25 protein-coding genes are annotated in these 26139 nt (G+C 70.3%); 15 read left to right on the top strand and 10 right to left on the bottom strand.

The window, feature by feature from the left end; all coding sequences use genetic code 11:
• Positions 1-46: 46 nt before the first annotated feature.
• The 3 genes from ITJ59_RS01530 to ITJ59_RS01520 form a co-directional block, all read right to left on the bottom strand.
• Positions 47-2107, bottom strand: coding sequence for a cytochrome c oxidase assembly protein (locus ITJ59_RS01530; protein WP_194649385.1), 2061 nt, complete (start codon positions 2105-2107; stop codon positions 47-49).
• Positions 2108-2274: 167 nt separating this feature from the next.
• On the bottom strand, positions 2275-2973 hold the full coding sequence (locus ITJ59_RS01525) for a DUF6882 domain-containing protein (RefSeq protein WP_194649384.1): 699 nt from the start codon (positions 2971-2973) through the stop codon (positions 2275-2277).
• 9 nt (positions 2974-2982) lie between these two features.
• Positions 2983-4092: a GNAT family N-acetyltransferase gene (locus tag ITJ59_RS01520; protein ID WP_194649383.1), complete on the bottom strand. Its 1110-nt coding sequence runs from the start codon at positions 4090-4092 to the stop codon at positions 2983-2985.
• A gap of 89 nt (positions 4093-4181) precedes the next feature.
• Here ITJ59_RS01520 and dcd point away from each other — a divergent pair, with 89 nt between their 5' ends.
• The 3 genes from dcd to ITJ59_RS01505 all read left to right on the top strand — a co-directional run bounded on the left by dcd (position 4182) and on the right by ITJ59_RS01505 (position 5785).
• Positions 4182-4769, top strand: a complete 588-nt coding sequence (gene dcd, locus ITJ59_RS01515) for a dCTP deaminase (RefSeq protein ID WP_111085408.1) — start codon at positions 4182-4184, stop codon at positions 4767-4769.
• Between the two features lie 156 nt (positions 4770-4925).
• Positions 4926-5441 carry a helix-turn-helix domain-containing protein gene (locus ITJ59_RS01510; RefSeq protein WP_194649382.1) on the top strand — a complete coding sequence of 172 codons (516 nt, stop codon included), beginning with the start codon at positions 4926-4928 and terminating at the stop codon, positions 5439-5441.
• Positions 5438-5785, top strand: a complete 348-nt coding sequence (locus tag ITJ59_RS01505; protein WP_194649381.1) for a DUF86 domain-containing protein — start codon at positions 5438-5440, stop codon at positions 5783-5785. Before ITJ59_RS01510 ends, ITJ59_RS01505 begins: the two co-directional genes overlap by 4 nt.
• Positions 5786-6333: 548 nt before the next feature.
• Here ITJ59_RS01505 and ITJ59_RS01500 read toward each other — a convergent pair.
• The 5 genes from ITJ59_RS01500 to ITJ59_RS01480 all read right to left on the bottom strand — a co-directional run bounded on the left by ITJ59_RS01500 (position 6334) and on the right by ITJ59_RS01480 (position 13019).
• The gene (locus ITJ59_RS01500; protein WP_194649380.1) at positions 6334-7434 is read right to left on the bottom strand and encodes a substrate-binding domain-containing protein; all 1101 of its coding nucleotides are present in this window, start codon (positions 7432-7434) and stop codon (positions 6334-6336) included.
• Between the two features lie 62 nt (positions 7435-7496).
• Positions 7497-8789 carry a multiple monosaccharide ABC transporter permease gene (gene mmsB, locus ITJ59_RS01495; RefSeq protein ID WP_194649379.1) on the bottom strand — a complete coding sequence of 431 codons (1293 nt, stop codon included), beginning with the start codon at positions 8787-8789 and terminating at the stop codon, positions 7497-7499.
• Positions 8786-10309 (bottom strand): multiple monosaccharide ABC transporter ATP-binding protein, encoded by a 1524-nt coding sequence (mmsA, locus tag ITJ59_RS01490; RefSeq protein ID WP_194649799.1) that lies wholly within the window; start codon positions 10307-10309, stop codon positions 8786-8788. Before mmsA ends, mmsB begins: the two co-directional genes overlap by 4 nt.
• A gap of 487 nt (positions 10310-10796) precedes the next feature.
• Entirely contained in the window at positions 10797-11816 is a 1020-nt protein-coding gene (locus ITJ59_RS01485; RefSeq protein WP_194649378.1) for a LacI family DNA-binding transcriptional regulator, read from the bottom strand.
• A gap of 138 nt (positions 11817-11954) precedes the next feature.
• Positions 11955-13019 (bottom strand): magnesium and cobalt transport protein CorA, encoded by a 1065-nt coding sequence (locus ITJ59_RS01480; protein ID WP_194649377.1) that lies wholly within the window; start codon positions 13017-13019, stop codon positions 11955-11957.
• A 345-nt stretch (positions 13020-13364) separates the two neighbouring features.
• Here ITJ59_RS01480 and ITJ59_RS01475 point away from each other — a divergent pair, with 345 nt between their 5' ends.
• Positions 13365-14228 (top strand): hypothetical protein, encoded by an 864-nt coding sequence (locus tag ITJ59_RS01475; protein WP_194649376.1) that lies wholly within the window; start codon positions 13365-13367, stop codon positions 14226-14228.
• A gap of 66 nt (positions 14229-14294) precedes the next feature.
• On the opposite strand, the gene idi is transcribed toward ITJ59_RS01475, so the two are convergent.
• Positions 14295-14837: an isopentenyl-diphosphate Delta-isomerase gene (gene idi, locus ITJ59_RS01470; RefSeq protein WP_194649375.1), complete on the bottom strand. Its 543-nt coding sequence runs from the start codon at positions 14835-14837 to the stop codon at positions 14295-14297.
• A 21-nt stretch (positions 14838-14858) separates the two neighbouring features.
• On the opposite strand from idi, the gene ITJ59_RS01465 reads away from it, so the two are divergent.
• The 11 genes from ITJ59_RS01465 (at position 14859) to ITJ59_RS01415 (ending at position 24349) form a co-directional block, all read left to right on the top strand.
• Positions 14859-15917, top strand: a complete 1059-nt coding sequence (locus ITJ59_RS01465) for a polyprenyl synthetase family protein (protein ID WP_194649374.1) — start codon at positions 14859-14861, stop codon at positions 15915-15917.
• Positions 15914-16852 carry a phytoene/squalene synthase family protein gene (locus ITJ59_RS01460; protein WP_323749363.1) on the top strand — a complete coding sequence of 313 codons (939 nt, stop codon included), beginning with the start codon at positions 15914-15916 and terminating at the stop codon, positions 16850-16852. The genes ITJ59_RS01465 and ITJ59_RS01460 overlap by 4 nt, the downstream gene beginning before the upstream one ends.
• On the top strand, positions 16849-18489 hold the full coding sequence (crtI, locus tag ITJ59_RS01455; protein ID WP_228510746.1) for a phytoene desaturase family protein: 1641 nt from the start codon (positions 16849-16851) through the stop codon (positions 18487-18489). The genes ITJ59_RS01460 and crtI overlap by 4 nt, the downstream gene beginning before the upstream one ends.
• Positions 18489-18821 (top strand): lycopene cyclase domain-containing protein, encoded by a 333-nt coding sequence (locus tag ITJ59_RS01450; protein WP_194649373.1) that lies wholly within the window; start codon positions 18489-18491, stop codon positions 18819-18821. Before crtI ends, ITJ59_RS01450 begins: the two co-directional genes overlap by 1 nt.
• Positions 18818-19216: a lycopene cyclase domain-containing protein gene (locus ITJ59_RS01445; RefSeq protein WP_194649372.1), complete on the top strand. Its 399-nt coding sequence runs from the start codon at positions 18818-18820 to the stop codon at positions 19214-19216. The genes ITJ59_RS01450 and ITJ59_RS01445 overlap by 4 nt, the downstream gene beginning before the upstream one ends.
• Complete coding sequence (locus tag ITJ59_RS01440; RefSeq protein WP_194649371.1) at positions 19213-20139, top strand: prenyltransferase; 927 nt, start codon at positions 19213-19215, stop codon at positions 20137-20139. Before ITJ59_RS01445 ends, ITJ59_RS01440 begins: the two co-directional genes overlap by 4 nt.
• A 217-nt stretch (positions 20140-20356) precedes the next feature.
• Positions 20357-21400, top strand: a complete 1044-nt coding sequence (locus tag ITJ59_RS01435; protein ID WP_194649370.1) for a Gfo/Idh/MocA family protein — start codon at positions 20357-20359, stop codon at positions 21398-21400.
• 157 nt (positions 21401-21557) lie between these two features.
• On the top strand, positions 21558-22073 hold the full coding sequence (locus ITJ59_RS01430; RefSeq protein WP_194649369.1) for a hypothetical protein: 516 nt from the start codon (positions 21558-21560) through the stop codon (positions 22071-22073).
• A 4-nt stretch (positions 22074-22077) separates the two neighbouring features.
• Positions 22078-23109: a YihY/virulence factor BrkB family protein gene (locus tag ITJ59_RS01425; protein ID WP_194649368.1), complete on the top strand. Its 1032-nt coding sequence runs from the start codon at positions 22078-22080 to the stop codon at positions 23107-23109.
• A 42-nt stretch (positions 23110-23151) separates the two neighbouring features.
• The gene (locus ITJ59_RS01420; protein ID WP_194649367.1) at positions 23152-23643 is read left to right on the top strand and encodes a DedA family protein; all 492 of its coding nucleotides are present in this window, start codon (positions 23152-23154) and stop codon (positions 23641-23643) included.
• A 10-nt stretch (positions 23644-23653) separates the two neighbouring features.
• Positions 23654-24349, top strand: coding sequence for an SDR family oxidoreductase (locus tag ITJ59_RS01415; RefSeq protein ID WP_194649366.1), 696 nt, complete (start codon positions 23654-23656; stop codon positions 24347-24349).
• Positions 24350-24368: 19 nt separating this feature from the next.
• On the opposite strand, the gene ITJ59_RS01410 is transcribed toward ITJ59_RS01415, so the two are convergent.
• Positions 24369-25940 (bottom strand): ABC-F family ATP-binding cassette domain-containing protein, encoded by a 1572-nt coding sequence (locus ITJ59_RS01410; RefSeq protein ID WP_194649365.1) that lies wholly within the window; start codon positions 25938-25940, stop codon positions 24369-24371.
• Between the last annotated feature and the right edge of the window lie 199 nt (positions 25941-26139).

Genomic DNA, 26139 nt, shown 5'->3' with positions numbered 1-26139 from the left:
GGCCACCCCGGCCCCGACGTGGCCACCCCGGCGCCGCCTGTGCGCGTCAGTCGCGGCCGGCGGTGTCCGACGCGTTGATGGCGGCGAGACGCTCGTTGTACGCCTTCAGGTCGGCGTCGCCGTCGCGCTCGGCCTTGCGGTCGAGCCGCTTCGCATCGCGCTTGTCGGTCCGCATCCAGTTCTTCACCACGAGCAGCGCCACGAACACCATCGGCAGCTCGGACGCGCCCCATGCGATGCCGCCACCGGTGTGCTGGTCGTCCAGCAGGGCGGCGTCGTTCGTCTGCCCGAGGGCGTGGAACCAGTCGATCGCGAACACCGACTGCGAGGTCATCACGGCGACGCCGAAGAACGCGTGGAAGGCCAGGGTGGCCAGCAGCGCGATGATCAGGATCGGGTACGGCGGACGCTTCGGCCCCGGGTCGACGCCGACGAACACCCAGAAGAACAGGTAGCCGCTCAGCACGAAGTGGATGACCATCGCGACGTGCCACTCGTGCGACTGCATCGCCGCCTGGTACGCCGGCGTGAAGTAGAACACCACGAGCGACCCGGCGAAGATCACGCCAGCGACGGCGGGCTTGCCCAGGAACTGCATCCAGCGCGAGTGCACGAAGAGCATGAGCCACTCGCGGGCGCCGCGGGAGCCGTCGTTCCGGACCGGCAGGGTGCGCATGGCCAGCAGCACCGGGCCGCCGAGCACGAGCGGCAGCGGCACGAACATCATCAGCAGCATGTGCTGGACCATGTGCGACGAGAAGTGGATCATGCCGTACACGGCCGGGCCGGCCGACGTGGTCCAGATGAACAGTGCACAGCCGAGCACCCAGGCGATGGTCCGTCCGACGGGCCACTTGTCGCCGCGCTTCCGGAGCTTCCGGACGGCGAGCAGGTACCAGACGGCCCCGACGACGGCCAGGCCGAGCCATACCCAGTCGATGTGCCACTGCGTCAGGTACGTCTGCATCGTCTGCGCCGGCGGGAACGGGAACCCGATCAGTCCGGAGCGGGTGTCCTCGCCGGTCTCGGGCGTCTGCGGGATCGGCGGCTGCGAGCGGGACACGGCAACCGAGACACCGATCGCCACGGCCATGAACACGATCTCGGCCAGCGCGAACCGGGTGAACCGGCGTCGGTCGAGTGGTGCGCGGAGCAGCCCCGGCACCAGCTTGCGGCGCTGGACGACCCCGGCGACGCCGAGCAGTACGAGGATGACCGCCTTGACGGTGATGAGTGCGCCGTAGGGGGTCGTGACGAGGTCGAGCGGGCCGGTCAACCGCAGCGAGGCGTTGACGATGCCGGAGAAGGCGACGGCGCCGAACGACCAGCCGGCGAGCGTCGAGTAGCGGGAGACCACCCGGCCGGTCGCGCCCTTCGTGCGGGTGCGCAGGACCACCACGGCGACGAGCCCACCGGCCCAGACGCAGACGCCGATCAGGTGGATGGCGAGCGAGTTCACGGCGTTGGCGTGCTCGAGCGACCCGGCGGCGTGCCCGGACAGTGCGAGGGGGAGCAGCGCGAAGAGACCGAACACGGTGGCGACGGCGAGGGTGGTCACCCGGGTGGCGAAGGCGGCGACGACGGTCGCGATCAGGATCGCCGCGGCGGACACCACGAGCGCCTGGCCGATCTCCACCTGGAACGCGAAGAGCATGAAGTTGCGGGCGAACACCGGGCTGGTGAGCGGGACGCCGAGGGTGTTGGCGCCGGTGAGCACGACGGTCACGGCCGCGGCGAGGAACCAGATCGATCCGGTTGCCGCCGCCCAGCGTGTGGCACGGTGCTGCACACTCGAGAGCGCCCGGTGGTCCTTCTTCTGCGCGGGCAGCGCGAAGGCGGCGACGATGAGCAGGCCGACGGTCAGTGCCGCCATGGTGTCGTGCACCACGCGGGCGATCGGCAGGCCGTACTCGACCACGTCGCCGGCGGACACCAGCTGCTGGCTCGCGGTGAAGGCGCCGGTGACCGTCAGGCCGAGGAGCGAGCACGCGACCGCGAGCGGGATCGCGACGACCAGGACGGTCGCGACGGTGGACGTGCGCGCGGTGACGGGCGCGGATTCCGGCGCCGGGCCTCCAGGCTGGGTTTCGGGGGACGTGACGGTCATCAACCTTGTTCCAGGGACGCGTGCGCCCGCGAGACCGCGGACCCTCCATGGTAGGCGGGTCGGTCTGGGCCCACGCCGCAGGTTCCTGAACGTCGCGCCAGCGGCGATCAGGCCGTGCCGGTGGGGAGAGGCGGGGTGTCAGTCCGCAGGGCGGGCTGCGGCCCGCCTCAGGGTCGCGTCGAGGACCCCTGCAGGTCGCGGATCCGGCCCAGCTCGTCGAAGTCGACCGTGATGGTGCCGTCCGCCAACGTCAGCGTGCGCCCGTCCCAGGGGACGCCGCGCAGCGACGCCCAGCTCCCCACCGCGCGGCGGTGGTCGTGCACCTCGGTCGTCTGGACCCCCTCGCCGAACACGCGGACCATCCGGGGGACCGTCGGCGGCACGAACTGGAGGCCCTCGAACAGCACCCAGAGGCGGGAACCCCCGCCGACGTGGCCGCCGAAGCCGAACCACGAACCGGTTGCCAGCCGTGCCGCGATCGACAGGTCCCAGGCGAACTCGTACCCGGCGTCTGCGGCGTCGGCCTGCCGGTGCTCGCCGAACGGGACCTCGCCCTGCACGAGTTCCGGGATGCCGAGCCGCTCGCCCAGCGCGCGGGTGGCGTTCGCGGCGGCGAGCACCGACGCGGGGTACTGCGACGGGTTCGCCCAGCCCCAGAGCCAGCTCCGCGGCCCCGGTGCGGCCGACCCCAGCAGCTGGATCCGGAACTCGCCCGGGTGCGGCCCGGTGAACTGCAGGGTGCCGGCAGCGAGGTCGACGTTCCAGCGCTCGTGGTCGTCGTACCGGTCGGCGAGCTGCAGTTGCGCCTCCCAGGCCAGGAAGACCCCGTCGCTGACCAGATCGTCCATCCCCCGTGAGCGCGCCATGGGGGAACCCTACGCCGGGCGGTGTTGCCAGGGGCGGTGTTCCCAGATCCCCTCGCTGCCGACGCCGACGAACCCGACGGCCTCGTTCACGTCGAGCATCGGGCGGTTCTCCTCGGCGTTGAACGTGACGATCGAGGGGTGCCCCGGGTGGTCGCGCTCGATCGTCTCGATCCCGACGGCCTTGAGCAGCCACCCGAGCCGGTGCCCCCGGTGCTCACGCAGTACGAGGGTGTCGCCCTGCATCACCGGCTGGACCACGGGCCCGGGGACGGCGAGCTGGGTGAAGCCGACGAGCGAGCCGGACGACACGTCCTCCACGGCGACGGTGCGCATGGTGCGCGGGCCGTCGCCGAGGTGCTGCTCGTGCGTCCGGAGTCGATCGGTCGTCCAGGCGTCCTCGGGCTCGGCCATGTCGCCGGCCGGGGCATCGGTGCTCATCCGGGTCAGCAGGAGTGCGACGTCGGCCTGCCACCGGGCGGGCGTCGGACCTGCCCAGGTGTGCACGCGGTACCGGTCGGCCGCCGCCCGCGTCGCCGCTGCGCGGATGCCGGAGAGGGCATCGGGGTCGGCTGGGAGCTCCAGACGGCTGATCCGGTTCACCTGCCCGAACCGCCAACCCCGGCCCGTCAGGAACCGGACTCCGGGTTCGTCCTCGGGGACGGCGCCGGACCCGGTGGGAGCGCGGAGGTACCCGGGGCCTGCTGCGGGGCCGACCTGCCGTGACACGGCGTACGTCTTCCACTGCGTGCGACCCTGCTGCCTCGCGACCGCTTCGACGTGCTCGGCCAGGAGCGTGCCGATGCCACGGCGCCGTTGCTCGGGCACCACGCTGACCGCCATCCAGCAGTTCGGGGCGTCGGCGATCGTCTTCGACTCGTACGAGCCGGCTCCGACCGCCGTTCCGTCGTCGTCGCGGACCAGGAACAGTCGGCTGGGTGCGTCGGGGTCGATCAGGTACGGCAGTTGTTCCTCGGGCGTCCAGAGCATCTCCGGCAGCCCGGTGATCGACACCTCGGCGCGGTTCTGCACGTCGACCCACTCGCGGAACGCCCGCACGGTCTCCGGGTCGTCGTCCATCGTCGCGGGCACGACGAGTTCGTGGACGGTGTACTCGGTCATGGCGGTTCCTCCCGGCGGTGTGACGCCGCCCGGCCCCGGACAGCCTCGCAGCATATCGGCGGGGGCCCGCTGCCGCTAGGCTGCACGGCGTGCTGCTCTCCGATCGCGACATCACCGCCCAGCTCGCCGAGGGCCGGATCGGTCTCGACCCCCACGACGCCTCGCTGGTCCAGCCGTCGAGCATCGACGTCCGGCTCGACAAGTTCTTCCGGCTGTTCGACAACCACAAGTACCCCCACATCGACCCGGCGGTCGACCAGCCCGATCTGACCCGGCTGGTCGAGACCGACCCTGACGAGGCGTTCGTGCTGCACCCCGGCGAGTTCGTGCTCGGCTCGACGTACGAGGTCGTCACGCTGCCCGACGACATCGCCGCGCGGCTCGAGGGCAAGAGCTCGCTCGGACGCCTCGGTCTGCTGACCCACTCGACCGCGGGCTTCATCGACCCCGGGTTCTCCGGCCACGTGACGCTCGAGCTGTCGAACGTCGCGACGCTGCCGATCAAGCTCTGGCCGGGCATGAAGATCGGGCAGCTCTGCTTCTTCCAGCTGTCCAGTCCCGCCGACAAGCCCTACGGCTCGGCCGAGTACCAGTCGCGGTACCAGGGGCAGCGCGGCCCGACCCCGTCGCGGTCGGCGCAGAACTTCCACCGCGCGGACGTGTCGGCGCGCCCCTGACGGCGGCTCGCCTGGCGGTCGGTCGCTCGGCCGATACGGTGCTTGTCGACTCGGAACGACTTCATCGATGTCGCGCGACATCGACGAAGTCGTTCCGAGTCGACGAAACCACGACATCCAGCGGACGAAATGTCGCATGCTGTGTATCGTTGCAGCATGTCCGAAGCTGCACCACGTCCGACGCCCATGGTGTCGGCGGCCGCGCTCATCCGTGACGCCCGCGACCGCGCCGAGCTGACGCAGGTGCAGCTCGCTCGTCGCGCGGGGGTCACGCAGAGCGTCATCAGCACGTACGAGAACGGCCGCCGCGAACCCTCGCTCGCCGCCCTCCAGCGCATGCTCCGGGCCGCGGGCTTCACCACGTCGATCGACCTGCTGCCGGTCGAGGACCCGCCGCCGCTCCGCGAACGGGTGGCCGCCGCGCGGCAGGAGCTCATCGCCGTCGTCGAGCGGTTCGGCGGTCGGAACCCGCGGTTGTTCGGCAGCGTCGCGCGCGGTGACGACGGCCCGGGCAGTGACGTCGACCTGATGATCGACGTCGATGCCGGGCTCGGCATCTTCGCGCTCATGCGGATCCAGGACGCGGCCGAACGACTGCTCGGGGTGCGCGTCGACGTGGTGGACGCCGCGGGCATGAGCCCGGAGGTCGTCCGGCGCGCGGTACCGCTGTGAGCCACGACCCGACGACGCGCCGCCTGGTCGCGGACCGGCTCGACGACGTCATCGACGCGTGCGAGGCGATCGGCCGGTACGTCGGCGACGCGCGGTTGCCGGAGGACCTGGTGCATGACGCCGTGCGGATGCGACTGGTCGAGATCGGTGAGGCGGTCCGCGTCCTGCCGAGCACCGTCACCGCGAGCGAGCCGGAGATCCCCTGGGCTCGGGTCGCCGACCTCGGCGAGCGGCTGACCCGCCGCTACTTCGACACCACGCGCGCGGTGGTGTTCGGCACGGCCCGCACGGACGTGCCGTCCCTGGCTGAGGCGGCGCGGCGGCTCCGCGCGTCCTGCCCCTGACTCGTCGGCTCCGCACCACGCCGGCGTCTTCGGGCGGGCTGGGTTCCGCAACACGCCGGTGTCTTCCTGCGGACCGGACCCTGCAACACGCCGGCGTCTTCGCTCTGCGCCCGCACGTCGCCGAGACGCCGCCGAATTCGGCGGCGTCTCGAGCACGAGGCGGTGTCTTGCGAACACGACGGCGTCTTGCACCGCATTCCAGATCGCGCGCGGGGCGGACGGGAGGCCCGTTGCCGGGTCCGCCCCGCGCCTCCCGTCCGCCCTGTAGCCGGCCCCACGGCCGGGTGGGCCTGCCGCGTGACGCCGGTGTCTTCGGGCGGACCTGGCTCTGCAACACGCCGGTGTCTTCGTTCTGCGCCGGCATGTCGCCGAGACGGCGTCTTGCGAACACGACGGCGTCTTGCGAACACGACGGCGTCGTGCGCGCACGCCGGCGTCGTGCGCGCACGCCGGCGTCGTGCGACGCCGCCCAACGGCGGCCCCACGACGACGCAGGACGGCCCCGCCTCGCCGAAGCGAGACGGGGCCGTCCGTGGGTGCTGGAGAGATCAGCCCTTCTTGGCGAGCTCCTCGAGTGCGTCGTTGCCCTTGTAGGCCTCGACCGCGTTGTCCTTCGTGACGAGGATCGGCGTCAGCTCGACGGCCGGCACGATCTTCTTGCCGTTGTCGTTGTTCTTGTCCTTCGTCGTCTTCGGGGTCTTGCCGTCGGCGAGGTCGGACACCAGGTCGATGGCCGCCTGGGCCTCTTCCGTGGTGTTCTTGTAGATCGTCGAGTACTGCGTGCCCTGCATGATGAGCGGGATGGAGGCGGTCTCCGAGTCCTGCCCGGTCACGACCGGGTTCTCCTTGCCGGCGGCCTTGGTCGCGGTGAGGATGGCGCGGGCGAGGGTGTCGTTCGGCGACAGGACGCCGTCGAGCTTGGTGCTGCCCGTGTAGTACTGCGAGAGCAGGTCGGTCATGCGCGACTGGGCGTTCTGCGCGAGCCAGCCCTTCGTCTGCACCTTCTGGAAGGTGGTCTGACCCGACACGACCTTGATCGTGCCGTCGTCGATCTTCGGCTGCAGGACGTCCATCGCGCCGTTGAAGAACACGGTCGCGTTCGCGTCGTCAGCCGAACCGGCGAAGAGCTCGACGTTGTACGGTCCGTCGCCCTTCTTCTCCTTCAGGCCCTTGAGCAGCGCCTCGGCCTGCAGCTGGCCGACCTTGAAGTTGTTGAACGCGACGTAGTAGTCGACGTTCGTCGTGTTCAGGATGTTGCGGTCCCAGGCGATGACGACGGCGCCCGAGGACTTCGCCGACTTGACCTGCGCGGTCAGCTGCGAACCGTCGGCAGCACCGATGATGACGGCCTTGGCGCCCTTGGTGATCATGCCCGAGATCTGCGACTGCTGGTCCGGCACAGGGTTGCCGGCGTTGGCGTACTGGATGTCGGCCTTGAAGCCGGCGTCCTCGATCGACTTCTTGAACGCGGCACCAGCGAGGACCCAGTTCTGCGAGGTCTTGGCGGGCAGGGCGACACCGATCAGGTCGCCCTTCTTGATCGTGGTGTCCGAGCCGCTGCCGGAGTCGGAGCCACGGGACGAGCAGCCGCTGAGGGCGAGGCCCGCGATGAGCGCCAGGCTGAGGCCGGCGACGATCTTCTTGCGCATGTGATTGCTTTCTCTTCGTTGAGGAGGGGTGGGGCCGGAGCCCCGCTGTGGGGAGGTGTGAGCTAGGGGAGGGTGATCTTGTCCGGCTGGTCCTCGATGGACCGCGGCTGCTGGGCTGCCACCGTGTTCTGCTCGGTGTCCTTCCGCTGGAACTGCCGCATCATGCCGCCGATGAGCGACGGACGTCCCTGCGACTTCGAGTAGACGTCGAAGGCGACGGCGACGAGCAGCACCAGACCGCGAATGATCTGCACCTTGTTGGACTCGAGGCCCATCAGCTGCAGGCCGTTCGACAGGAGCGCCATCACGAGACCACCGATGATCGACCCGGAGATCGTGCCGACACCACCGGCGACCGCGGCACCACCGACGAACACGGCGGCGATCGCGTCGAGCTCCCAGCCGGTGCCGTCCGCGGGGCCGGACGCACCGGAGTAGGCGACGAACACCATGCCGGCGACTGCGGCCAGGACGGACATGTTCATCATGACGAAGAAGTTGACCTTCTTCGCGGAGACACCGGACAGGACCGCGGCGCTGGAGTTGCCACCGACGGCGTAGACCTGGCGACCGAAGATGGTGTTCTTCGTGACGAAGCCGTAGACGATCGTCAGGACACCGAGGATGATCGCGACGATCGGGACCGAGGTACCGACCGGGCCGGCGCCGAACAGGTACGTGGCGACGAGCGTCACGGCGACCAGGATGCCGGTGCGGACGACCGAGACCCACAGCGGCGGGACCTCGGCCTGCATCTTGCGGCGGCGTGCACGCCCGCGGGCCTCGATGATGATGAGGGCGGCGATCGTCGCGAGGCCGATCAACAGCGTGCCGTTGCTGTAGCCGAAGTCCGGTCCGAAGTCGCCGAGGAAGCCGGCGCCGATCGGGGTGAAGCTGTTCGGCACGGGGACCGACGTCGAGTTGCCGATGATCTGGTTGACGCCACGGAAGATGAGCTGACCGGCCAGCGTCACGATGAACGCCGGCACCCGGACGAACGCCACCCAGAAGCCCTGCCAGGCACCGATCAGGGCGCCGACGGCCAGGCCGAGGATGATCGCTGCCCACACGGGGAAGTTCCACACCGCGATCGACTGCGCCACGATGATGCCCACGACGGCCGCGACCGAGCCGACCGACAGGTCGATGTGACCGGCGATGATCACCATGACCATCCCGAGCGCCAGGATGAGGATGTAGGAGTACTGCAGGAACAGGTTGATCACGTTCGTGGGCTGGAGGATCAGCCCCTGCGTGGTGATCGCGAAGAACGCGAGCAGCACGATGAGCGCGATGATCATGCCGTACTGGCCGATGCTGTTGCCCTTGCCGAAGAGCAGTTTCAGGTTGTTCATGAGGCGGTGGCGCCCTTCCGCGCGGAGGTCATGCTGCGCATGAGCGATTCGGGATCGGCCTGGTCGGCCGGGAGGTCAGCGGTGATCTGGCCCTCGAAGATGGTGTAGATCCGGTCGGACAGACCGAGGAGTTCCGGCAGCTCGGACGAGATGAGGATGATGCCCTTCCCCTCGGCCGCGAGCTGCTGGATGATGCCGTAGATCTCGAACTTGGCGCCCACGTCGATGCCGCGGGTGGGCTCGTCGAGGATCAGGATGTCCGGGTCGGTGAACATCCACTTGGACAGGACGACCTTCTGCTGGTTGCCACCGGACAGCTTGCCGACGTTGTCCTCGACGCTCGGCACCTTGGTGCGGAGCATCTTGCGGTACTTCTCGGCGACCGAGTACTCCTCGAGCGAGTCGACGACACCGGCCTTCGAGATCTTCTTGAGGTCGGCGGCGACCGTCGAACGCTTCACGGTGTCGAGCAGGTTCAGGCCGAGCGCCTTGCGGTCCTCGGAGACGTAGCCGATGCCGTTCTGGATCGCCTGCTGGACGTTGGTGACCTTGATCTCGTGGCCGTCCTTGATGATCTCGCCGCCGAGCCAGGTGCCGTAGGAGCGACCGAACAGGCTCATCGCCAGTTCGGTGCGCCCGGCACCCATCAGGCCGGCGAACCCGACGATCTCGCCGCGCTTCACGTGGAAGTTCGAGCCCTTGCAGACCAGGCGCGACGCGTCGAGCGGGTGCTGCACGGTCCAGTCGCGGACCTCGAAGAAGGTCTCACCGATCTTCGGCGTGCGGTCCGGGAACCGGCTCTCGAGCGACCGGCCGACCATGCCGCGGATGATGCGGTCCTCGTTGACGCCGTCGCCCTTGACGTTCAGCGTCTCGATGGTCTTGCCGTCACGGATGATCGTGATCTCGTCGGCGATCTGCTCGATCTCGTTCAGCTTGTGGCTGATGATGATGCTCGCGATGCCCTTGGCCTTCAGCCCGACGATCAGGTCGAGCAGGTGCTGCGAGTCGTTCTCGTTGAGCGCCGCGGTCGGCTCGTCGAGGATCAGCAGCTTGACGTCCTTGTGCAGGGCCTTCGCGATCTCGACGAGCTGCTGCTTGCCGACACCGATGTTCTTGATCTGGGTGTCCGGGTCGTCAGCGAGCCCGACACGGGCGAGCAGGTCCTGTGCGCGGAGCTGCGCGGCGGTCCAGTCGATGCGCCCGAAGCGTCCTGGCTCGTTGCCGAGGAACAGGTTCTCGGTGATCGAGAGCTCCGGGATCAGCGCGAGCTCCTGGTGGATGATCACGATGCCGGCCTGCTCGGACTGCTTGATGTTCGCGAAGCGGACCTCTTCGCCCTCGAAGACGATCTCGCCGTCGTAGGTGCCGTAGGGGTAGACGCCCGACAGGACCTTCATCAGGGTCGACTTGCCGGCGCCGTTCTCACCGCAGATCGCGTGGATCTCGCCGGCGCGGACGTTGAGCGAGACCTCGGAGAGTGCCTTGACACCAGGGAACTCCTTGGTGATCGAGCGCATCTCGAGGATGGTCTCGGGTGCGGTGATCGCCCGGGTCTCGAGACCGGTGTCGATCGGGTGTGACGCCACAGTGCATCTCCTTCTGCCGCTGCGATGCGGCAGTTGTTCGGGTGGTTCTGCTGCGGCAGCGAAGGGGCGCAGGTGGCCTGCGTGGACTTCGTTGTCGCGTCCGGTGCCCCGCTGGTGTGACGCTCATGTGAACGGTCACATCGGCTGGACGGAGGTAATTTACGCACAGCCCCGGTGCGGCTGTCAATTCGGATTGGTCGCGTTTCTGTAACGGCCTGCGTGATCCGGAGTGAACGTCCCCCGGGCTGGGGTCAGCCGCGGTCGCGTCGTTCCGCACGTGGGGAGCCGGATCGCGTGTGGAAGGCCGGAATCCCGGGCTTCCCACGCGCGATCTGGCCTGCCTTGCGCGATCCCGCCGAATCGGACGGGAGGCCCGTGGCGGGGTCGCCACGGGCCTCCCGTCCGCCTGTCAGTCGCGTCAGCGACCGCGCGGAGCGCCCGTGGACGCGCGCACGACGAGCTGCGGGACGATGTCGATGGGGCGGAGCAGCTCGTCGTCGCCGGGCAGGAGCAGGTCCACGCACCGGCGACCGAGCTCGGCGAAGTCGACCTGCACCGTGGTGAGCGGCGGCCAGAAGTGCTTCGCCTCGGGGATGTCGTCGTACCCGACCACCGACAGGTCGCCCGGCACGTCCAGCCCGTACGAGCGAGCGGCGTGCATGACCCCGAGCGCCATCTGGTCGTTCGAGCAGAAGACCGCGGTGCAGTCCCGCCAGCGCAGGAGTTCGCGGCCGGCGTGGTAGCCAAAGTCGGCGGTCCAGTCGCCCAGGATCGGCGGGACGACGGGCATGTCCCGGTCGGACATCGCGCGCAGGAAGCCCTGCATCCGGGCGTCCGCCTCGATCCAGTCCTGCGGGCCGGCGATGTGCCGGACGTACTCGTGGCCCAGGTCGAGCAGGTGTTCGGTCGCGAGCCTCGCGCCCTCCATCTGGTCGACCCAGAGGGCGGTCGGATCCTCGCCGACACTGGCCCGCATCGTGACGTACGGCGTGCGGATGCCGAGTTCCTCGATCAGGTCGAACACCCGCTGCTGGGGTGCGATGACGACGATGCCCTCGACGTCCAGGTCGAGCAGGTGCCCGAGCCCCTCGCGCACGGCGGTGTCGGTCGCCTCGGCGATGTTCGCCGTCGTCACCGAGTACCCGCGGAGCATCGCCGCGTCCTCGATCGCCTGCAGTGCCACGGCGGGGCCGTAGTGGGCACGGCGGGCGGTCAGGACACCGATCGTGTGGGTCCGGCTCGTCACGAGGGCCCGAGCCGCACGGTTCGGCCGGTACTGCAGCTGCTCCATCGCCGCCAGCACCTTGTCGCGCGTGACATCGCGGATGGCGTCGGAGTTGTTCAGCACCCGTGACACGGTCTGGTGGGAGACGCCCGCGATCCGTGCGACGTCACGGATGCTGGGCGACCGCGGTTGCTGTGCCCGCGATGACGCCATTGCTGCTCGTTTCCGCCCGGGGCCGTGGCACGTCGATGTGCACGTTCACATTCCGGGCCAGATCATTATGCACGTCCGGCGGATCGACGCCACCTGAACGTTCGTGAGGGCGCGGTCTCGCTGCGCCCCCACGGCGCGTCAGAGCCAGTTGCGCTTGCGGAAGACCGCCCAGAGCACGCCCATCAGCGCGAGCATGCCGACGATCGCGATCGGGTAGCCGTACCGCCAGTGCAGCTCGGGCATGTGGTCGAAGTTCATCCCGTAGACGCCGGCGATCAGACCGGGCGCGAACAGGATCGCCGCCCACGACGAGATCTTCTTGACCTCTTCGCCCTGACGGTGCGCGGCACGGGCGAGCTGGCGGCTCTCCTCGCCCTGGGCCAGGCTGGCGCTGGTCATCCGCCGCATGGCCTCGTTCTGCTCCTGCGACACCAGGGTCGCGTGCAGCGTCAGGGCGTTCTCGAGCAGGGACCGGAACGAGTCGACCCGCTCGGTCACCCGCAGGGCGTGGTCGAGCACGTTGCGCAGCCGGTGCTGCACCTCGTCGTCGACGCCGTACTTGTCGGCGCCGCGGAGCAGGCCCGTGACCATCGCGGGCACGGGCTTCGTGGCGCGCTGGAACGACAGCACCTCGCTGAGCAGTTGGTAGATGCGCTTCGAGACGCCGGGGTCGACCTGGCCGGCGAAGAGCTGGTCCTCGATGGCGTCGATGCCGTCCTGCAGCACCTCGACGACCGGGGCGTAGCCGTCCACGACCTCGTCGAGCACCGCGGCGGTGACGGCCTCGGACCCCAGTGCCAGGAACTCGGGATCGGCCTCGACCTGCGCGCGCAGGGCCGCCAGGTCGGGGCGCTCGGCGTGCCGGACGCTCACCACGAACCGGTCGCCGACGAACAGGTGCACCTCGCCGAACTCGACGGTCCCCTCGGCGCGGTCGAACCACGCCGGACGGAGCACCAGGAAGAGCGTGTCGCCGTACCGCTCGAGCTTCGCGCGCTGGTGTCCCTTGCGGGCGTCCTCCACCGCGTTCTCGTGCAGGTCGAACTCCGTCGCGACGGCGTCGAGCTCGTGCGGGTCCGGACGGAGCAGCCCGATCCACGTCAGGTCGCCCCGGGTCAGGTCACTCCGCGTGGGGAGCGACAGGGTCGACGGAGACTCGACGCGACGTCCTTCGACGTAGATCGCGTTGTCGATCATGGCCATGCGCGTGCTCCTCGTGGTCGGGGAGCAGGCAGGCGCGATGCCGCGGTTGACCCGCGGCGGGCGGAGGAGATCTAGGACACGGGCGCGGCGGCGAGGGGGAGGGGCTGCCGGCCCGCGCGAGGATGGTCACCCGACATCGCGCCTCACCTGCCCTTCTCGTCTGCGTTGTTCGTCGATCGTGCGGCGGCGCCCTGGCCGCTGCCGACCGCCGAGCGTACGCCCGTCGATCCGTCCCGACAACCCGAATGATTTCTCCACGGACTCTCAATGCCCTCTTGCTGGCACCCCACTCGTTCACTAACGTTCTGATATCCAGAACACTGGATGTCAACACAGAGGAGTGTCATGACTAGAGAGAGCAAGTCGGTCACGATCGGGGCGATCGCGGCATCAGTGGGATGCATCGCGTTGTCGTTCGCTCCCTGGTTCCGTGAAGTGGCGGTCGTGTGGTGGATGCTGGGGGCGGCCGGGGTGATCACTGCGTTCGTGGCAGAGATGCGATCCAGGCGTCGTCGGACGAGGACGTTCGCGTTCTCCTCTGTGGCGTTCGTCGCTGCAGCCGCCGCAGCGATTGCCCTCGTCGGAGTGATTTCCCCGGCGCGCGCCGAGGCTGCAACCCCTTCCGCGTCCGCCGCGCCCACCGATCTCAGTCGTGTCGAGCAACTCGTCTCGCAGCTCGACGAGCAGGACGGCACGGACCGCTCGCGTGCGATTGCGACGGCGCGGAGCATGGGCTACTCGGTCCGATCGGGCCTCGACGAGGACTGGTCCGCGGCCGCTGCCTACTCGTACGAGGGCGCGGACGTGGTCTCGGTCCCGCTCCTGGGTACAGACGTGCCTGAAATGACGAAGCTCTCGTTCGTGACTGCGGACGGGGCCACGGTCGTCACGGAGATGGCCGCCGCGATGACGTCGGCGACCGCCGTCCACTTCGCCATGTGGCAGGACGGGCACCTCACCAAGAACGTGGACCTCGTGCAGGGAGCCAACTCGGAGCAAGCGTCGTCGATCGGGACCTACGGGCTCGATTGGAAGCGACTGAACAACTGCTTGAACAGCATCGGCATCAGTTGGGCAGTCATCGCGATCCTCGGCGTCGCGTGTGGTGCCGCATGCGCAACCATGGTGCTCTGTGCGCCGTGTCTCGCCGCGGCGGCCGGTTTCACGACCGGCACCATCGCGAAGTGTGTTTCGAACGCCTGGCGATGATCTGTCGGAGCGCGAGGCGGCAGGGAACCCTGCTGCCTCGCGCTCCGGCGAAGATGAGCCGCCGGGTCAGCGGGTGATGCGCAGGCCCGCGGCTTCGAGTTCGGTCAGCTGCCAGCCGAGCCAGGGGCTCCACCCGAACGGCGCACCGGCGACGGCGGCCCGCAGCGAGTCCTCGGAGACCCAGGCGTACTCGGCGACCTCGTCGTCCGCGGGGGCGGGCAGGTCGTCGGTGACGGCGCGGAACACCGGGCACACCTCGTTCTCGACGATGCCCGAGGCGTCGACGGCGCGGTACCGGAAGTCCGGCAGCACGAGCTCGACGTCGCGGACGGTGATGCCGAGTTCGCGGGATGCCCGGCGGGCGATGGCGTCCTCGAACGACTCGTCCGGGCCGGGGTGCCCGCAGAACGTGTTCGTCCAGACACCGGGCCACGTCTTCTTCGACAGGGCGCGACGGGTCACCAGCACGTCCCCGTCGGTGTTGCGGACGTGGCACGAGAAGGCCAGGTGGAGGGGCGTGTGGTCTGTGTGCACCGTGAACTTGTCCGCTGTGCCGATCGGGGTACGGTCGTCGGCCAGCAGGACCACGGTTTCCGGGAAAGCGCTCATCTGCACCGATAGGTTAGGCCAATGACCGAGGAAGCGGCCACCGTGGCGCACATCGACCTCGCGCTCGTCGACGACTGTCTCGAGCGGTTCTTCGTCGTGTCCTCCGCCCGCGCTGCGCGGTACGGCCGTCCGTCCGAGGAACTCTGGCGGGTGCTCCGCAAGGCGAGCATGGGCGGCAAGCGGTTCCGGCCCCGCATGGTCCTCACGGCGTACCTCGGCCTCGGCGGGGACGACGTGCACGCCGCGGCACACGTGGCCGCCGCGTACGAACTGCTGCACACCGCACTGGTGGTGCATGACGACGTCATCGACCGCGACTGGGCACGCCGCGGGGAACCCAACGTCGCCGGGTCGTACCGCGACGCCGGCACCACGGGCGGGCTGACGTTGCCGATCGCCGAGCACCGTGGCATGAGCGCCGCCGTGATCGCCGGTGACCTCGCACTCTCCGGCGCGCCGCGCTTCATCGAGTCGGCCGGGGTGACGGGGGAGCGTCGCGGCCGGCTGCTCGAACTGCTCGACGAGGCCGTGTTCGCCAGCGCCGCGGGGGAGATGACCGACGTCGACCTCGCCCTGGGCGTGATGCCCACGGTGGACGAGGTCCTGGCGATGGAGCGCGCGAAGACGAGCGTGTACTCGTTCGAGGCGCCGCTGCAGTCCGGCGCCGTCCTCGCCGGCGCGCCCGAGACCGTCGTCACCGCGCTCGGCGCCTTCGGCCGCGAGATCGGCATCGCGTACCAGATCGTCGACGACCTGCTCGGGGTGTTCGGCGACGAGACCATGACCGGCAAGAGCGTGCTCGGGGACCTGCGCGAGGGCAAGCGGACGATGCTCATCGCGTACGCCGCCACGACCGACTGCTGGCCGGACATCGCCCCGTACCTCGGCGACCCGGACCTGACCGAGGAGCGCGCGGCCGAACTCCGTGCGACCCTGGTCACCTGCGGTGCCCGAGCCGCAGCCGAGTCCCGGATCGCCGACCACGTCGCACTCGCCCGTGCCGAGCTGTCCGGACTGCCGTACGACCTCGCCGACCGCCTGGAGGGCCTCGTGACCGAACTCGTGGAGCGCGCCCGGTGACGACGGACACCACCCGGATCGGCAGTGCGCCGTCCGGCCGGCTCCCCCTGTACGACGCCACGGCCGAGGCGGCGTCGCGCGTCGTCATCGACCGGTACTCCACGTCGTTCGGCCTGGCGAGCAGGCTGCTCGCCAAGGACACCCGCGAGCACATCCGGAACGTCTACGCCCTGGTCCGCGTCGCCGACGAGGTCGTCGACGGTCCCGCGACCGAGGCGGGGCTGGACCCGGAGCTGGCACGGACGGTCCTCGACGAGCTCGAGGCCGACACCGAGCGCGCGATCGCGTTCGGCTTCTCGGTGAACCCGGTCGTGCACGCGTTCGCCCGGACCGCCAGGGTCACCGGGTTCGGCGCGGAGCTCACGAAGCCGTTCTTCGCGTCGATGCGGATGGACCTCGAGCGCACCGAGCACGACGACGCCTCGTTCGACGCGTACGTGTACGGCTCGGCCGAGGTCGTCGGGCTGATGTGCCTGCGCGCGTTCGTGTACCGCGCCGGCCGCCCGACCTTCGACCAGACGGAGCTCGTCGCAGGTGCGCGCGCGCTCGGCGCAGCCTTCCAGAAGGTGAACTTCCTGCGCGACCTGCACGCCGACTTCGAGGTGCTCGGTCGCTCGTACTTCCCGGGGGTGGACATCCGCTCGTTCGACGAGGCCACGAAGGACCGCCTGGTCGCCGACGTGCAGGCCGACCTCGACCACGCGGCCCGGACGATCCGGCTGCTGCCGGTCGACGCGCGCAACGCGGTCGGACTCGCGCACGCCCTGTTCCAGGAACTCAACGACCGCATCGCACGCACGCCGGCTACGCGCCTGGTGACGACGCGCGTGCGCGTCCCGAACCCGGTGAAGGCGCGCTTGGCCGCACAGGTGCTCGCCGGACGCGCCCCCGTGCGGTCGAAGGCGACCACCCGTCTGTCAGGAGGAACGTCATGACCCCGCCCCGCGCCTCCCGACCGACGGCAACCGCCACCACCACCCGGCGCAAGGTGCCCGCCCGACGCGCTGTCGTGATCGGCGGCGGCATCAGCGGACTCGCGTCCGCCGCGCTGCTCGCGCGGGACGGCTTCGCCGTGACGGTGCTCGAGCAGCGGTCGCAGCTCGGTGGCCGTGCCGGCTCGTGGGAGCGCGACGGCTTCCGGTTCGACACCGGGCCGTCGTGGTACCTCATGCCCGAGGTGTTCGACCACTTCTTCCAGCTGCTCGGCACCTCGGCCGATGCCGAGCTCGACCTCGTGAAGCTCGACCCCGGGTACCGCGTGTACAGCGAGGGCCACGACGAGCCGATCGACCTCCGTGGCGACGCCGAGGCGAACATCGCGCTGTTCGAATCGGTCGAGCCCGGTGCCGGCAAGCGGATCCGGAAGTACCTCGCCTCGGCTGAGGACACCTACACGATGGCCGTGCGCCGGTTCCTGTACACGACGTTCCAAGACCTCACGAAGCTCGCGGCCCCCGACGTCCTGCGTCGCCTGCCGAAGCTCGCGCGCCTCTTGCTCCAGCCGCTGTCGTCCCGCGCGGCCTCGGCGGTGAAGGACCGCCGGTTGTGGCAGATCCTCGGCTACCCCGCGGTGTTCCTGGGCACGAGCCCGTATGCCGCTCCGAGCATGTACCACCTGATGAGCCACCTCGACCTGGCCGACGGGGTGCTCTACCCGAAGGGCGGCATCACCGAGGTGATCGCCGCGGTCGAGCGGGTGGCCCGTGCCGAGGGCGCGAAGATCATCGCCGGCGCGAAGGTCGAACGGATCGTCGTCGAACACGGCGTCGCCACCGGGGTCGTGCACCGCGACCGCGACGGCGTGCAGCACACGGCCCCGGCCGACCTGGTCGTGAGTGCCGCCGACCTGCAGCACACCGAGATGCAGTTGCTCGACCGCGAGCACCGCACCCACGGCGCCGAGCACTGGAAGACCCGCGACCCGGGGCCGAGCGCCGTGCTCGTCTACCTCGGCATCGACGGTCCCACGCCCGGGCTGCTGCACCACACACTGATGTTCACCGAAGACTGGAAGGCGAACTTCGGCGCGATCTTCGGCAAGGACCGGCACGCGCCGGACCCCGCGTCGATCTACGTCTGCGCGCCGTCGGAGACCGATCCGTCCGTCGCGCCCCGCGGCTCCAGCAACCTGTTCATCCTGGTGCCGCTGCCCGCCGATCTGTCCATCGGCAAGGGCGGCATCGACGGTGCCGGCGACTTCGAGGTCGAGCAGATCGCCGACCGCGCGATCGACGTCCTGGCGGAGCGGGCCGGCGTGCCCGACCTGCGCGACCGCATCCGCGTGCGCCGGACGATCGGGCCGCGCGACTTCGCCGACGACCTCAACGCGTGGAACGGGTCGATGCTCGGCCCGGCGCACACCCTCAAGCAGAGCGCGTTCTTCCGCGAGAAGAACGCGTCGGCCAAGGTCGAGGGGCTGTACTACGCCGGAGCCTCGACCATTCCCGGAATCGGTCTGCCGATGTGCCTGATCAGCGCAGAGGTCCTGCTCAAGCGGATCCACGGCGACACGAGCACCGAGCCGCTGCCGACGCCGCTCGGCACCCCGCGGAACCGGGCCGGCACCGTCTGATGCCGGGGCTGTACCTCGCCGGCCTGGTCGTATCGCTGATCGGCATGACCGTGCTCGACGCCCGCTTCCGGCTGTTCTTCTGGCGAGCGCCGTGGCGGGCGGCTGCGGTGATGGTCGTCGGCGTGGCGTTCTTCATGGTGTGGGACGTCGCCGGCGTCGCGTCTGGCATCTTCTTCATCGGGCCGCAGAACCTGCTGACCGGGGTACTGCTCGCCCCGGAGGTCCCGCTCGAGGAACTCTTCTTCCTGCTGCTGCTCTGCTACTCGACGATGGACCTGATCGGGTTCGTCCGACCCGTCGTGCAGCGGTCCCTCGGACGGCGGCGCTCGTGAACGGCCCCGGTGCGTACGGGCTCCTCGCCCTGCCGTTCTTCGGCATCACGGCCGTCGTCGCCGTCGTCGCCGGTGTCGTCGCCGCCCGTCGAGCCCGCGCTGCCGGTCGGCGGCCCGCAGCCGGGCGTCGGGTCGCGGTGCTCACGTCCGTGATCGCCGGCATCGCGCTCCTGGTGATGACGATCGTGTTCGACAACGTCATCGTGACCCTGCGCATCGTCGCCTACGACCCCTCGCTCATCAGCGGTGCGAAGATCGGTGCGATCCCGGTCGAGGACCTCGCCTACGCGATGTCCGCCATCGTGCTGCTGCCCAGCCTGTGGGTCCTGTTCGACCGGACCGGCGCGCGCCCCGCGCCCGAACCGACCCCAGCACCAGCGGAGGACACGAAGTGAACGCCAGCACCGCCTCCAGGCCGTCGACCCTGCGCGCGCTGTTCGTGTCGTCACGGCCGATCAGTTGGGTGAACACCGCCTACCCGTTCGGGGCCGCGTACCTGCTCGGCAGCGGGGTCGGCGTCGAGGGCGGCGGCGGGTTCTCGCTCCTCGCGTTCCTGGTCGGCGTCGTGTACTTCCTGGTGCCTTACAACCTGGCGATGTACGGCATCAACGACGTCTTCGACTACGAGTCCGACCTGCGGAACCCGCGCAAGGGCGGTGTCGAGGGGGCGCTGCTCGACAAGAGCGTGCACCGCACCACGCTCTGGGCGGTCGTCGTCACGAACGTGCCGTTCCTGGTCGCGCTCGTCGTGCTCGGAGCGGTGAGCGGCAACGGGCCGTGGTCGTGGCTCGTCCTCGCGATCAGCGTCTTCGCCGTCATCGCGTACTCGGCGCCGGGGCTGCGGTTCAAGGAGAAGCCGTTCCTCGACTCCCTGACCTCGTCGACCCACTTCGTCTCGCCCGCGATCTACGGACTGGCGCTCGCCGGCCCGCACTGGACCGGACAGCTCGTCGCCGTGTGCATCGCGTTCTTCCTGTGGGGGGTCGCCTCGCACGCGTTCGGCGCGGTGCAGGACGTCCTGGCCGACCGAGCCGGCGGCATCGGGTCCGTCGCGACCGTCATCGGTGCACGGGCCACGGTGCGCCTGGCGTTCGTCGCGTACCTGGTCGCCGGCGTCGCACTGCTGTTCTCGGCGTTCCCCGGGCCGATCGCCGCCGTCGTGGTGATCCCGTACGCGCTCAACGTGCTGCCGTGGTGGAACATCACGGATCAGGGCGCCGAGGCCGCGAACGCCGGGTGGAAGCGGTTCCTCTGGATCAACTACCTGGCCGGGTTCATCGTGACGATGGCGCTCATCGCCTACGCCTTCACGCACTGAGCGCCGCGCGCTCCCGCCCCGGCCCGGCCCGTCGAGGTTCCGAAATCTCGGCATCTCGCCCTCGCCAGCCGCGGTCTGTGGAACCTCGACGCCACACGGGCGGCGAGTCGTGGAACCTCGACGCCGGCTGCGCCCGCCGCCCGCCGCGCGCAGCACTGACAGACTGGTCGGACGCGCCACGGGAGTCGTGACGCCGCAGCCACGAAGGAGTGCACGCATGACGGTCCGGATCATCCACGTCGGTCTCGGCGGGTGGGGCGGCAACTGGGCCCGCACCGCCATCCCAGAGGTGTCCGAAGTCGAGGTGGTCGGGCTCGTCGATCCGGTGCCGGCGACGCTGAAGGCAGTGCAGCAGGACCTCGGGCTCCCGGCCTCCGCCGCGTTCGCGTCCCTCACCGAGGCGCTCGCCGGGGTCGAGGCCGACGCCGTCGTCATCACCGCCCCCGCCGTCACGCACGTGCCGCTCGCACTCGAAGCGCTTGAGGCCGGCAAGCACGTCCTGGTCGAGAAGCCGTTCGCGAACACCACCGACGAAGCCGTCACCGCGGTGCGCCGTGCCGAGGAACTCGGCCTCGTGCTGCAGGTCAGCCAGAACTACCGTTGGTACCCGGCACCCCGCGTCGTCCAGGAGATGCTCGAGGCGGACGTGGTCGGCGAGCTCTCCGCGATCAACATCGACTTCCGGCAGTGGGACAACGACCTGGCGTTCGAGGAGCACCCGCACTACCGGTTCCCGCACGCCATGATCAACGACATGGCCATCCACCACTTCGACCTGCTGCGGATGGTCACCGGGCAAGAGGCCGTCCGGGTCTTCGCCAAGGCCACGTTCCCCTCGTACAGCAAGTACCAGGACGAGGCCATCGCCTCGATGATCATCGAGCTCGACGGTGGCCTGGTCGTCAGCTACCGGGGCAGCTGGCTGAGCCGTGGACCCCGCACGGCATGGGCCGGCGAGTGGAGCATCCAGGGCGAGGACGGCGAACTCTGGTTCACCAGCCGCGACGGTGCGCCGAACGCCGTCGACGGCGACGTCGTCACCCTCCGCCGCACCCAGGACGACGAGGCCGAGCCGGTCGAGCTGCCCGTGCTCGAGCACACCGACCGCCAGGGCGGGCTGCAGGCCTTCGCCCGATCGGTCGAGGGCGGTCCGGCACCGGCGACGAGCGGCCGCGACAACCTGCGGAGCCTCGCGCTGATGGAGGCCGCCACCCGGTCGGCCGCCAGCGGCCAGCCCGAGGACGTCGTCGTCCCGTCCTGAGCGTCGCGCGTGGCGGACGGGAGACCCGTGGCGGGCCCGCACCGGGCCTCCCGTCCGCCCTGGGGTCACGCCCGATGCCGCGGGACCGACACGGACCGGGTGGCCGCGCCGCGGCCATCTGGGCGCGACCCGGCCGCCGTCGTGTAGAAACTGGGGAATGGCCAAGGACAGTCTCCCCGAGCTCGAACTCGCGAACGTCCGCACGCGTGAGCGCATGACCGACACCGTCGCGGAGCTCAAGCGGCGTGCGAACCTGCCCGCCAGGGCGCGTCTCGCCGCTGCGAAGACCCGCCAGCGCTGGCACCGTGACCCCACGCCCCTCGTGGCCATGGGCATCACCGGCCTGACCGGCATCGCGGCGATCATCACGGGCATCGCGATCCGCAACCGCCCCGCCGGGCACCTGGCCACGCCTCCGGCGAGTTCGGCGTTCACCGCACTGCTGCCGTTCGGTGCGCGCGGCGACGGCCCCTCGGCGAAGGAGCAGTCGCAGTCCGGCCGCAAGGGTCGCAAGGCCCGGGCGAAGGCCGCCGATCAGGCCCTGGACCGTGACCCGGCGCACAAAGCCCGCGTGAAGCAGCAGACCGGCATCGCCGCGGTCCAGCGGCGGGCGAACAAGAACCGCAAGGCAGCGGTGAAGCGGTCGAAGCAGGCACTGAAGGCGCGAGGGTAGTCCGATGGCACAGGACCAGCAGAAGCCGGACCCGGACGACTCCCGGAAGCCGGACAGCCCCACCGACCTGAAGAAGCCGACGCTCGTCTACACGCTCAAGAAGACCCTGCGCGAGTTCTCCAGCGACCAGTGCACCGACCTCGCGGCGAGCCTGACCTACTACACGGTGCTCGCGCTCTTCCCCGGGCTGCTGGCGATCGTCTCCATCCTCGGTCTCGTGTCCAACCCGTCGGACACCATCACGTCGCTGCTCGACGTCGTCCGCAACGTCGGCGGCGGCCAGGTCGCGGACCTGCTCCAGGACCCGATCGAGGGACTCGTCCGCTCGCCCGCGGCACCGGTCACGTTCATCGTCGGTCTCGTCGGCGCGCTCTGGTCGGCCTCCGGGTACGTCGGCGCCTTCGGCCGTGCGATGAACCGGATCTACAACGTCCGCGAAGGCCGGCCGATCTGGAAGCTCCGCCCGACCATGCTCGGCGTCACGCTCGTCACCGTCGTGCTGCTCGTGCTCGGACTGCTCGTGCTCGTCTCCGGCCCGCTGGCGCGCAGCTTCGGTGACGTCATCGGCCTCGGCGACGTCGCCGCGACCGTGCTGCTCATCGTGCAGTGGCCGATCCTGCTGATCATCGCGATCGTCACCGTCGCAGTGCTCTACTACTGGTCACCGAACGTGCAGCAGCCGAAGTTCACCTGGGTCAGCGGCGGGTCGATCCTCGCGCTCCTCATCTGGATCATCGCGAGCGTCGGGTTCGGCTTCTACGTCGGCAACTTCTCGAACTACAACGCCACGTACGGCTCCCTCGGTGGCGTCATCGTGTTCCTGCTGTGGATCTGGATCACGAACAACGCGCTGCTCTTCGGCGCCGAGTTCGACGCCGAGCTCGAGCGCGGCCGTCAGCTGCAGGCCGGCATCCGGGCGGAGGAGGACATCCAGCTGCCCGAGCGCGACACCCGCCAGATCGAGAAGCAGGACGAGAAGCGGGCGCAGGACGTGCTCGAGGGGATCAGGATCCGCCAGGGCGCCGACGGCGACTGACGCCCGAGGCGTTCCTCCGGACGGAGGCGCTACGGTGCGACCGTGCCCGCCTTCCTCGACGGGCTGCCGTTCTGGCAGCTCGTCCTCGCGCTCCTCGTGATCGTGTTCTGCCGCGCGCAGGCCACGTACTGGGTCGCGCGGCTCGCCGTGACGGGCGCCTCGCGCTCCCGCTGGGGCGGCTGGCTGCACTCGCCGGCGGTCCGCCGCGGCTCGGCGCTCCTCGAACGCTGGGGATTGCCGGTGGTCACGGTGAGCTTCGTGGTGGTGGGGCTGCAGACGGTGATGAACGCGGCCGCCGGACTGGCCCGGGTGGCGTGGTGGCGCTACACGATCGCGATGGTGCCGGGCTGCGTGGCGTGGGCCTTCCTCTACGCCACCGTCGGGCTCGCGGTGTTCTGGGCGGTCGTCGCCGCGCTCGCCGGCTCGCCGTGGGGCATCGCGGCGGTGGCCGTCCTGCTGGTCGTCGCGGTCGTCGCGGTGACGGTTCTCCACAGATCGCGGAACCGGACGGGAGGCCCGGCTCGGCTTCCGTAGGCTGGCTCACGTGACGACTTCCACACACGCAGATCGTCCGGTCGCCCTGGTGACCGGTGCCACCCGCGGCATCGGCCGCGCGATCGCGACCGACCTCGGCCGCACCCACCACGTGTTCGTGGGCGGGCGGAACGCCGAGGCGGTGGCCGCCCTGGTCGCCGAGCTGCCGAGTGCTGCGCCGTTCGTCGGCGACCTCGGTGCGGGGGACATGCCAGCGCTGCCCGACCGGCTCGACGTGCTCGTGCACTCCGCCGGCGTCGAGCAGGGCACCACCGTCGCGGACACCCCGCGTGCCGTGTGGAAGCAGGTCTTCGCCACGAACGTGTTCGCGGTCGCCGAGCTCACCCGGCTGGCGCTGCCGGCACTCCGGGCGGCACGGGGAATCGTCGTGCCGATCAACAGCGGCTCGGGGTTCCACTCCGGCCCCGGCGGTGGCGTGTACGCGGCGTCGAAGTTCGCGCTCCGGGCCTTCGCCGACGCTCTGCGCGAAGAAGAGCGGGCGAACGGCGTGCGGGTGTCGAGCGTGCACCCTGGTCGGACGGACTCGGACATGCAGCGGGCGCTGACCGAGAAGCTCGGGGAGTCTTACGACACCGCGTACTACCTGGCACCGGAGGACGTCGCCGCGGCGGTCCGGACCGTCGTCGACCTGCCCGAGCGCGGCACCGTCGAGTCGCTCGCGATCCGACCGACCCGACGGCGCTGACGGCGCTGCGGGCCTTTCCTCACCGCAGCTCGATCCGTTCGTCGAGGTCGAGCCGATCGAGGAACGTCTCGTCGTGGCTGACCACGACGAGCGCTCCGCGGTAGGCCCGCAGGGCGTCGACGAGCTGGTCGACACTGGTCAGGTCGAGGTCGTTCGTCGGCTCGTCGAGCACCAGCAGCTGCGGTGGCGGGTCCGCCAGCACCAGGGCCGCGAGCGCCACCCGGAACCGTTCCCCGCCGGACAGCGCCCCGGCCGGTCGGTCGACGGTGTCCCCGCGCACCAGGAACTTCGCGAGTCGGTTCCGGACCTCGGCGACGGGGACGTGCGGGGCGTCCCGGCGCACGTTGTCGAGCACCGTGGCGGTGTCGTCGAGGGTGTCCTTCCGCTGCGGCAGGTACGCGATCCGGTCGACGTGGGCGATGGCCGCGGTCTCCGGCAACGGGTGCTCCCGGGCCTCCGGGGCGTCGACGAGCTGTTCGAGCAGCGTCGACTTGCCGACGCCGTTGTCCCCGGTGACGGCGATCCGCTCCGGCCCCTGCACGATCACGTCCCGCCCGCGCACCGTCACGGTGGCGATCTGCCGTGACGCCGGCACGTCCGGGTCGGGCAGCGTGACGTGGATGGACTCGTCGTCGCGCAGCCGGAGTTCGGCCTCGCGCTTGGTCGCGAGCGCAGCCGCCTCGTCGTCGGCGTACCCGACGCGCAGCCGGCCGGCGGTCTGCTCGCCCTTCTTCCGCAGCTCGTTCGCGTAGCCCTTCGGCATGTTCTCGACGGCCTTCACCCCGGCGCGCGCTCGCCGGGCGATCTTCGTCTCGGCCTCGATGCGCTGCCGTTTCTCGGTGCGGTGCCGCTGCTCGGCGACCCGGATCTCGCGTTCGACGGCGGCCTGCTGCACGGCCACGTGTTCCTCGAACGCGCTGAACGTCCCACCGAACACGGTCATCGCGCCGGCGCGGAGCTCTGCCACCTCGTCGACGTGCTCGAGGAGCTCCCGGTCGTGGCTCACCACCACGAGGGTGCCGCGCCAGTCGTCGACCAGGTCGAGCAGGAGCCCTCGGGCCCGGCGGTCGAGGTTGTTCGTCGGTTCGTCGAGGAACGCGATCGGACGGCCGCGCAACCGCACCCCGGCGACGGCGACGAGCACGGACTGCCCGCCGGACAGCGTCGACACCGGGCGCTCCAGGTCGGCGCCGTCGAGTCCGACGCTCGCGATGGCGGCGGCGGCCCGCTCCTCGAGGTCCCAGTCGTCGCCGACCGCCTCGAAGTGCTCGGGCGTCGCGTCACCGGACAGGACGGCCCGGAGCGCGGTGAGCGTCGACCGGATGCCGAGCAGATCGGCGACGGCGTCGTCGTTTCCGGTTGCAAGGCGTTGCGGCAGGTGGTCGACGGGGCCGGACGTCGCGATGGTGCCCGACGTGGGGTGGAGCCGGCCGGTCGCGAGCCGGACCAGCGTGGACTTGCCGGCCCCGTTCCTCCCGACCAGGCCGGTCCGGCCACGCCCGAAGGCGGCGGTGAGGTGGTCGAGCGCGACGGTGCCGTCGGGCCAGGTGAAGGTGACGTCGTGCAGGACGACGGATGGACTGCTGGGCATGGGAGTGCCTCCGGAGGTGTCGATGCTGGGCGCACGACACCGCAGCCACCGCTGTGCGGTGGAGCGCCCGACGGAGGGCGCGCGATCACGGTGTCAGCGCGTGGGCTGAGCAGAACCGGTGATCGACAGCAATCCGTCTTCTTCCGTCGGGGACCCCCGTGACCGCCATCCGTGCCGCCGGTCGGTCTCCCGCCCCGGG

Source organism: Curtobacterium sp. VKM Ac-1393, from assembly GCF_015350995.1.
In the GTDB taxonomy this organism is placed as follows: domain Bacteria; phylum Actinomycetota; class Actinomycetes; order Actinomycetales; family Microbacteriaceae; genus Curtobacterium.
This window is presented reverse-complemented; position numbering and strand designations above follow the sequence as displayed.

Coding starts and splice junctions, on each gene's coding strand:
- ITJ59_RS01530 (WP_194649385.1), bottom strand. CDS start 2,107: ATGACCGTCACGTCCCCCGAAACCCAGCCTGGAGGCCCGGCGCCGGAA.
- ITJ59_RS01525 (WP_194649384.1), bottom strand. CDS start 2,973: ATGGCGCGCTCACGGGGGATGGACGATCTGGTCAGCGACGGGGTCTTC.
- ITJ59_RS01520 (WP_194649383.1), bottom strand. CDS start 4,092: ATGACCGAGTACACCGTCCACGAACTCGTCGTGCCCGCGACGATGGAC.
- ITJ59_RS01510 (WP_194649382.1), top strand. CDS start 4,926: ATGTCCGAAGCTGCACCACGTCCGACGCCCATGGTGTCGGCGGCCGCG.
- ITJ59_RS01500 (WP_194649380.1), bottom strand. CDS start 7,434: ATGCGCAAGAAGATCGTCGCCGGCCTCAGCCTGGCGCTCATCGCGGGC.
- mmsB (WP_194649379.1), bottom strand. CDS start 8,789: ATGAACAACCTGAAACTGCTCTTCGGCAAGGGCAACAGCATCGGCCAG.
- mmsA (WP_194649799.1), bottom strand. CDS start 10,309: ATGCGCTCGATCACCAAGGAGTTCCCTGGTGTCAAGGCACTCTCCGAG.
- ITJ59_RS01485 (WP_194649378.1), bottom strand. CDS start 11,816: ATGGCGTCATCGCGGGCACAGCAACCGCGGTCGCCCAGCATCCGTGAC.
- ITJ59_RS01480 (WP_194649377.1), bottom strand. CDS start 13,019: ATGGCCATGATCGACAACGCGATCTACGTCGAAGGACGTCGCGTCGAG.
- ITJ59_RS01475 (WP_194649376.1), top strand. CDS start 13,365: ATGACTAGAGAGAGCAAGTCGGTCACGATCGGGGCGATCGCGGCATCA.
- idi (WP_194649375.1), bottom strand. CDS start 14,837: ATGAGCGCTTTCCCGGAAACCGTGGTCCTGCTGGCCGACGACCGTACC.
- ITJ59_RS01465 (WP_194649374.1), top strand. CDS start 14,859: ATGACCGAGGAAGCGGCCACCGTGGCGCACATCGACCTCGCGCTCGTC.
- crtI (WP_228510746.1), top strand. CDS start 16,849: ATGACCCCGCCCCGCGCCTCCCGACCGACGGCAACCGCCACCACCACC.
- ITJ59_RS01450 (WP_194649373.1), top strand. CDS start 18,489: ATGCCGGGGCTGTACCTCGCCGGCCTGGTCGTATCGCTGATCGGCATG.
- ITJ59_RS01435 (WP_194649370.1), top strand. CDS start 20,357: ATGACGGTCCGGATCATCCACGTCGGTCTCGGCGGGTGGGGCGGCAAC.
- ITJ59_RS01430 (WP_194649369.1), top strand. CDS start 21,558: ATGGCCAAGGACAGTCTCCCCGAGCTCGAACTCGCGAACGTCCGCACG.
- ITJ59_RS01425 (WP_194649368.1), top strand. CDS start 22,078: ATGGCACAGGACCAGCAGAAGCCGGACCCGGACGACTCCCGGAAGCCG.
- ITJ59_RS01410 (WP_194649365.1), bottom strand. CDS start 25,940: ATGCCCAGCAGTCCATCCGTCGTCCTGCACGACGTCACCTTCACCTGG.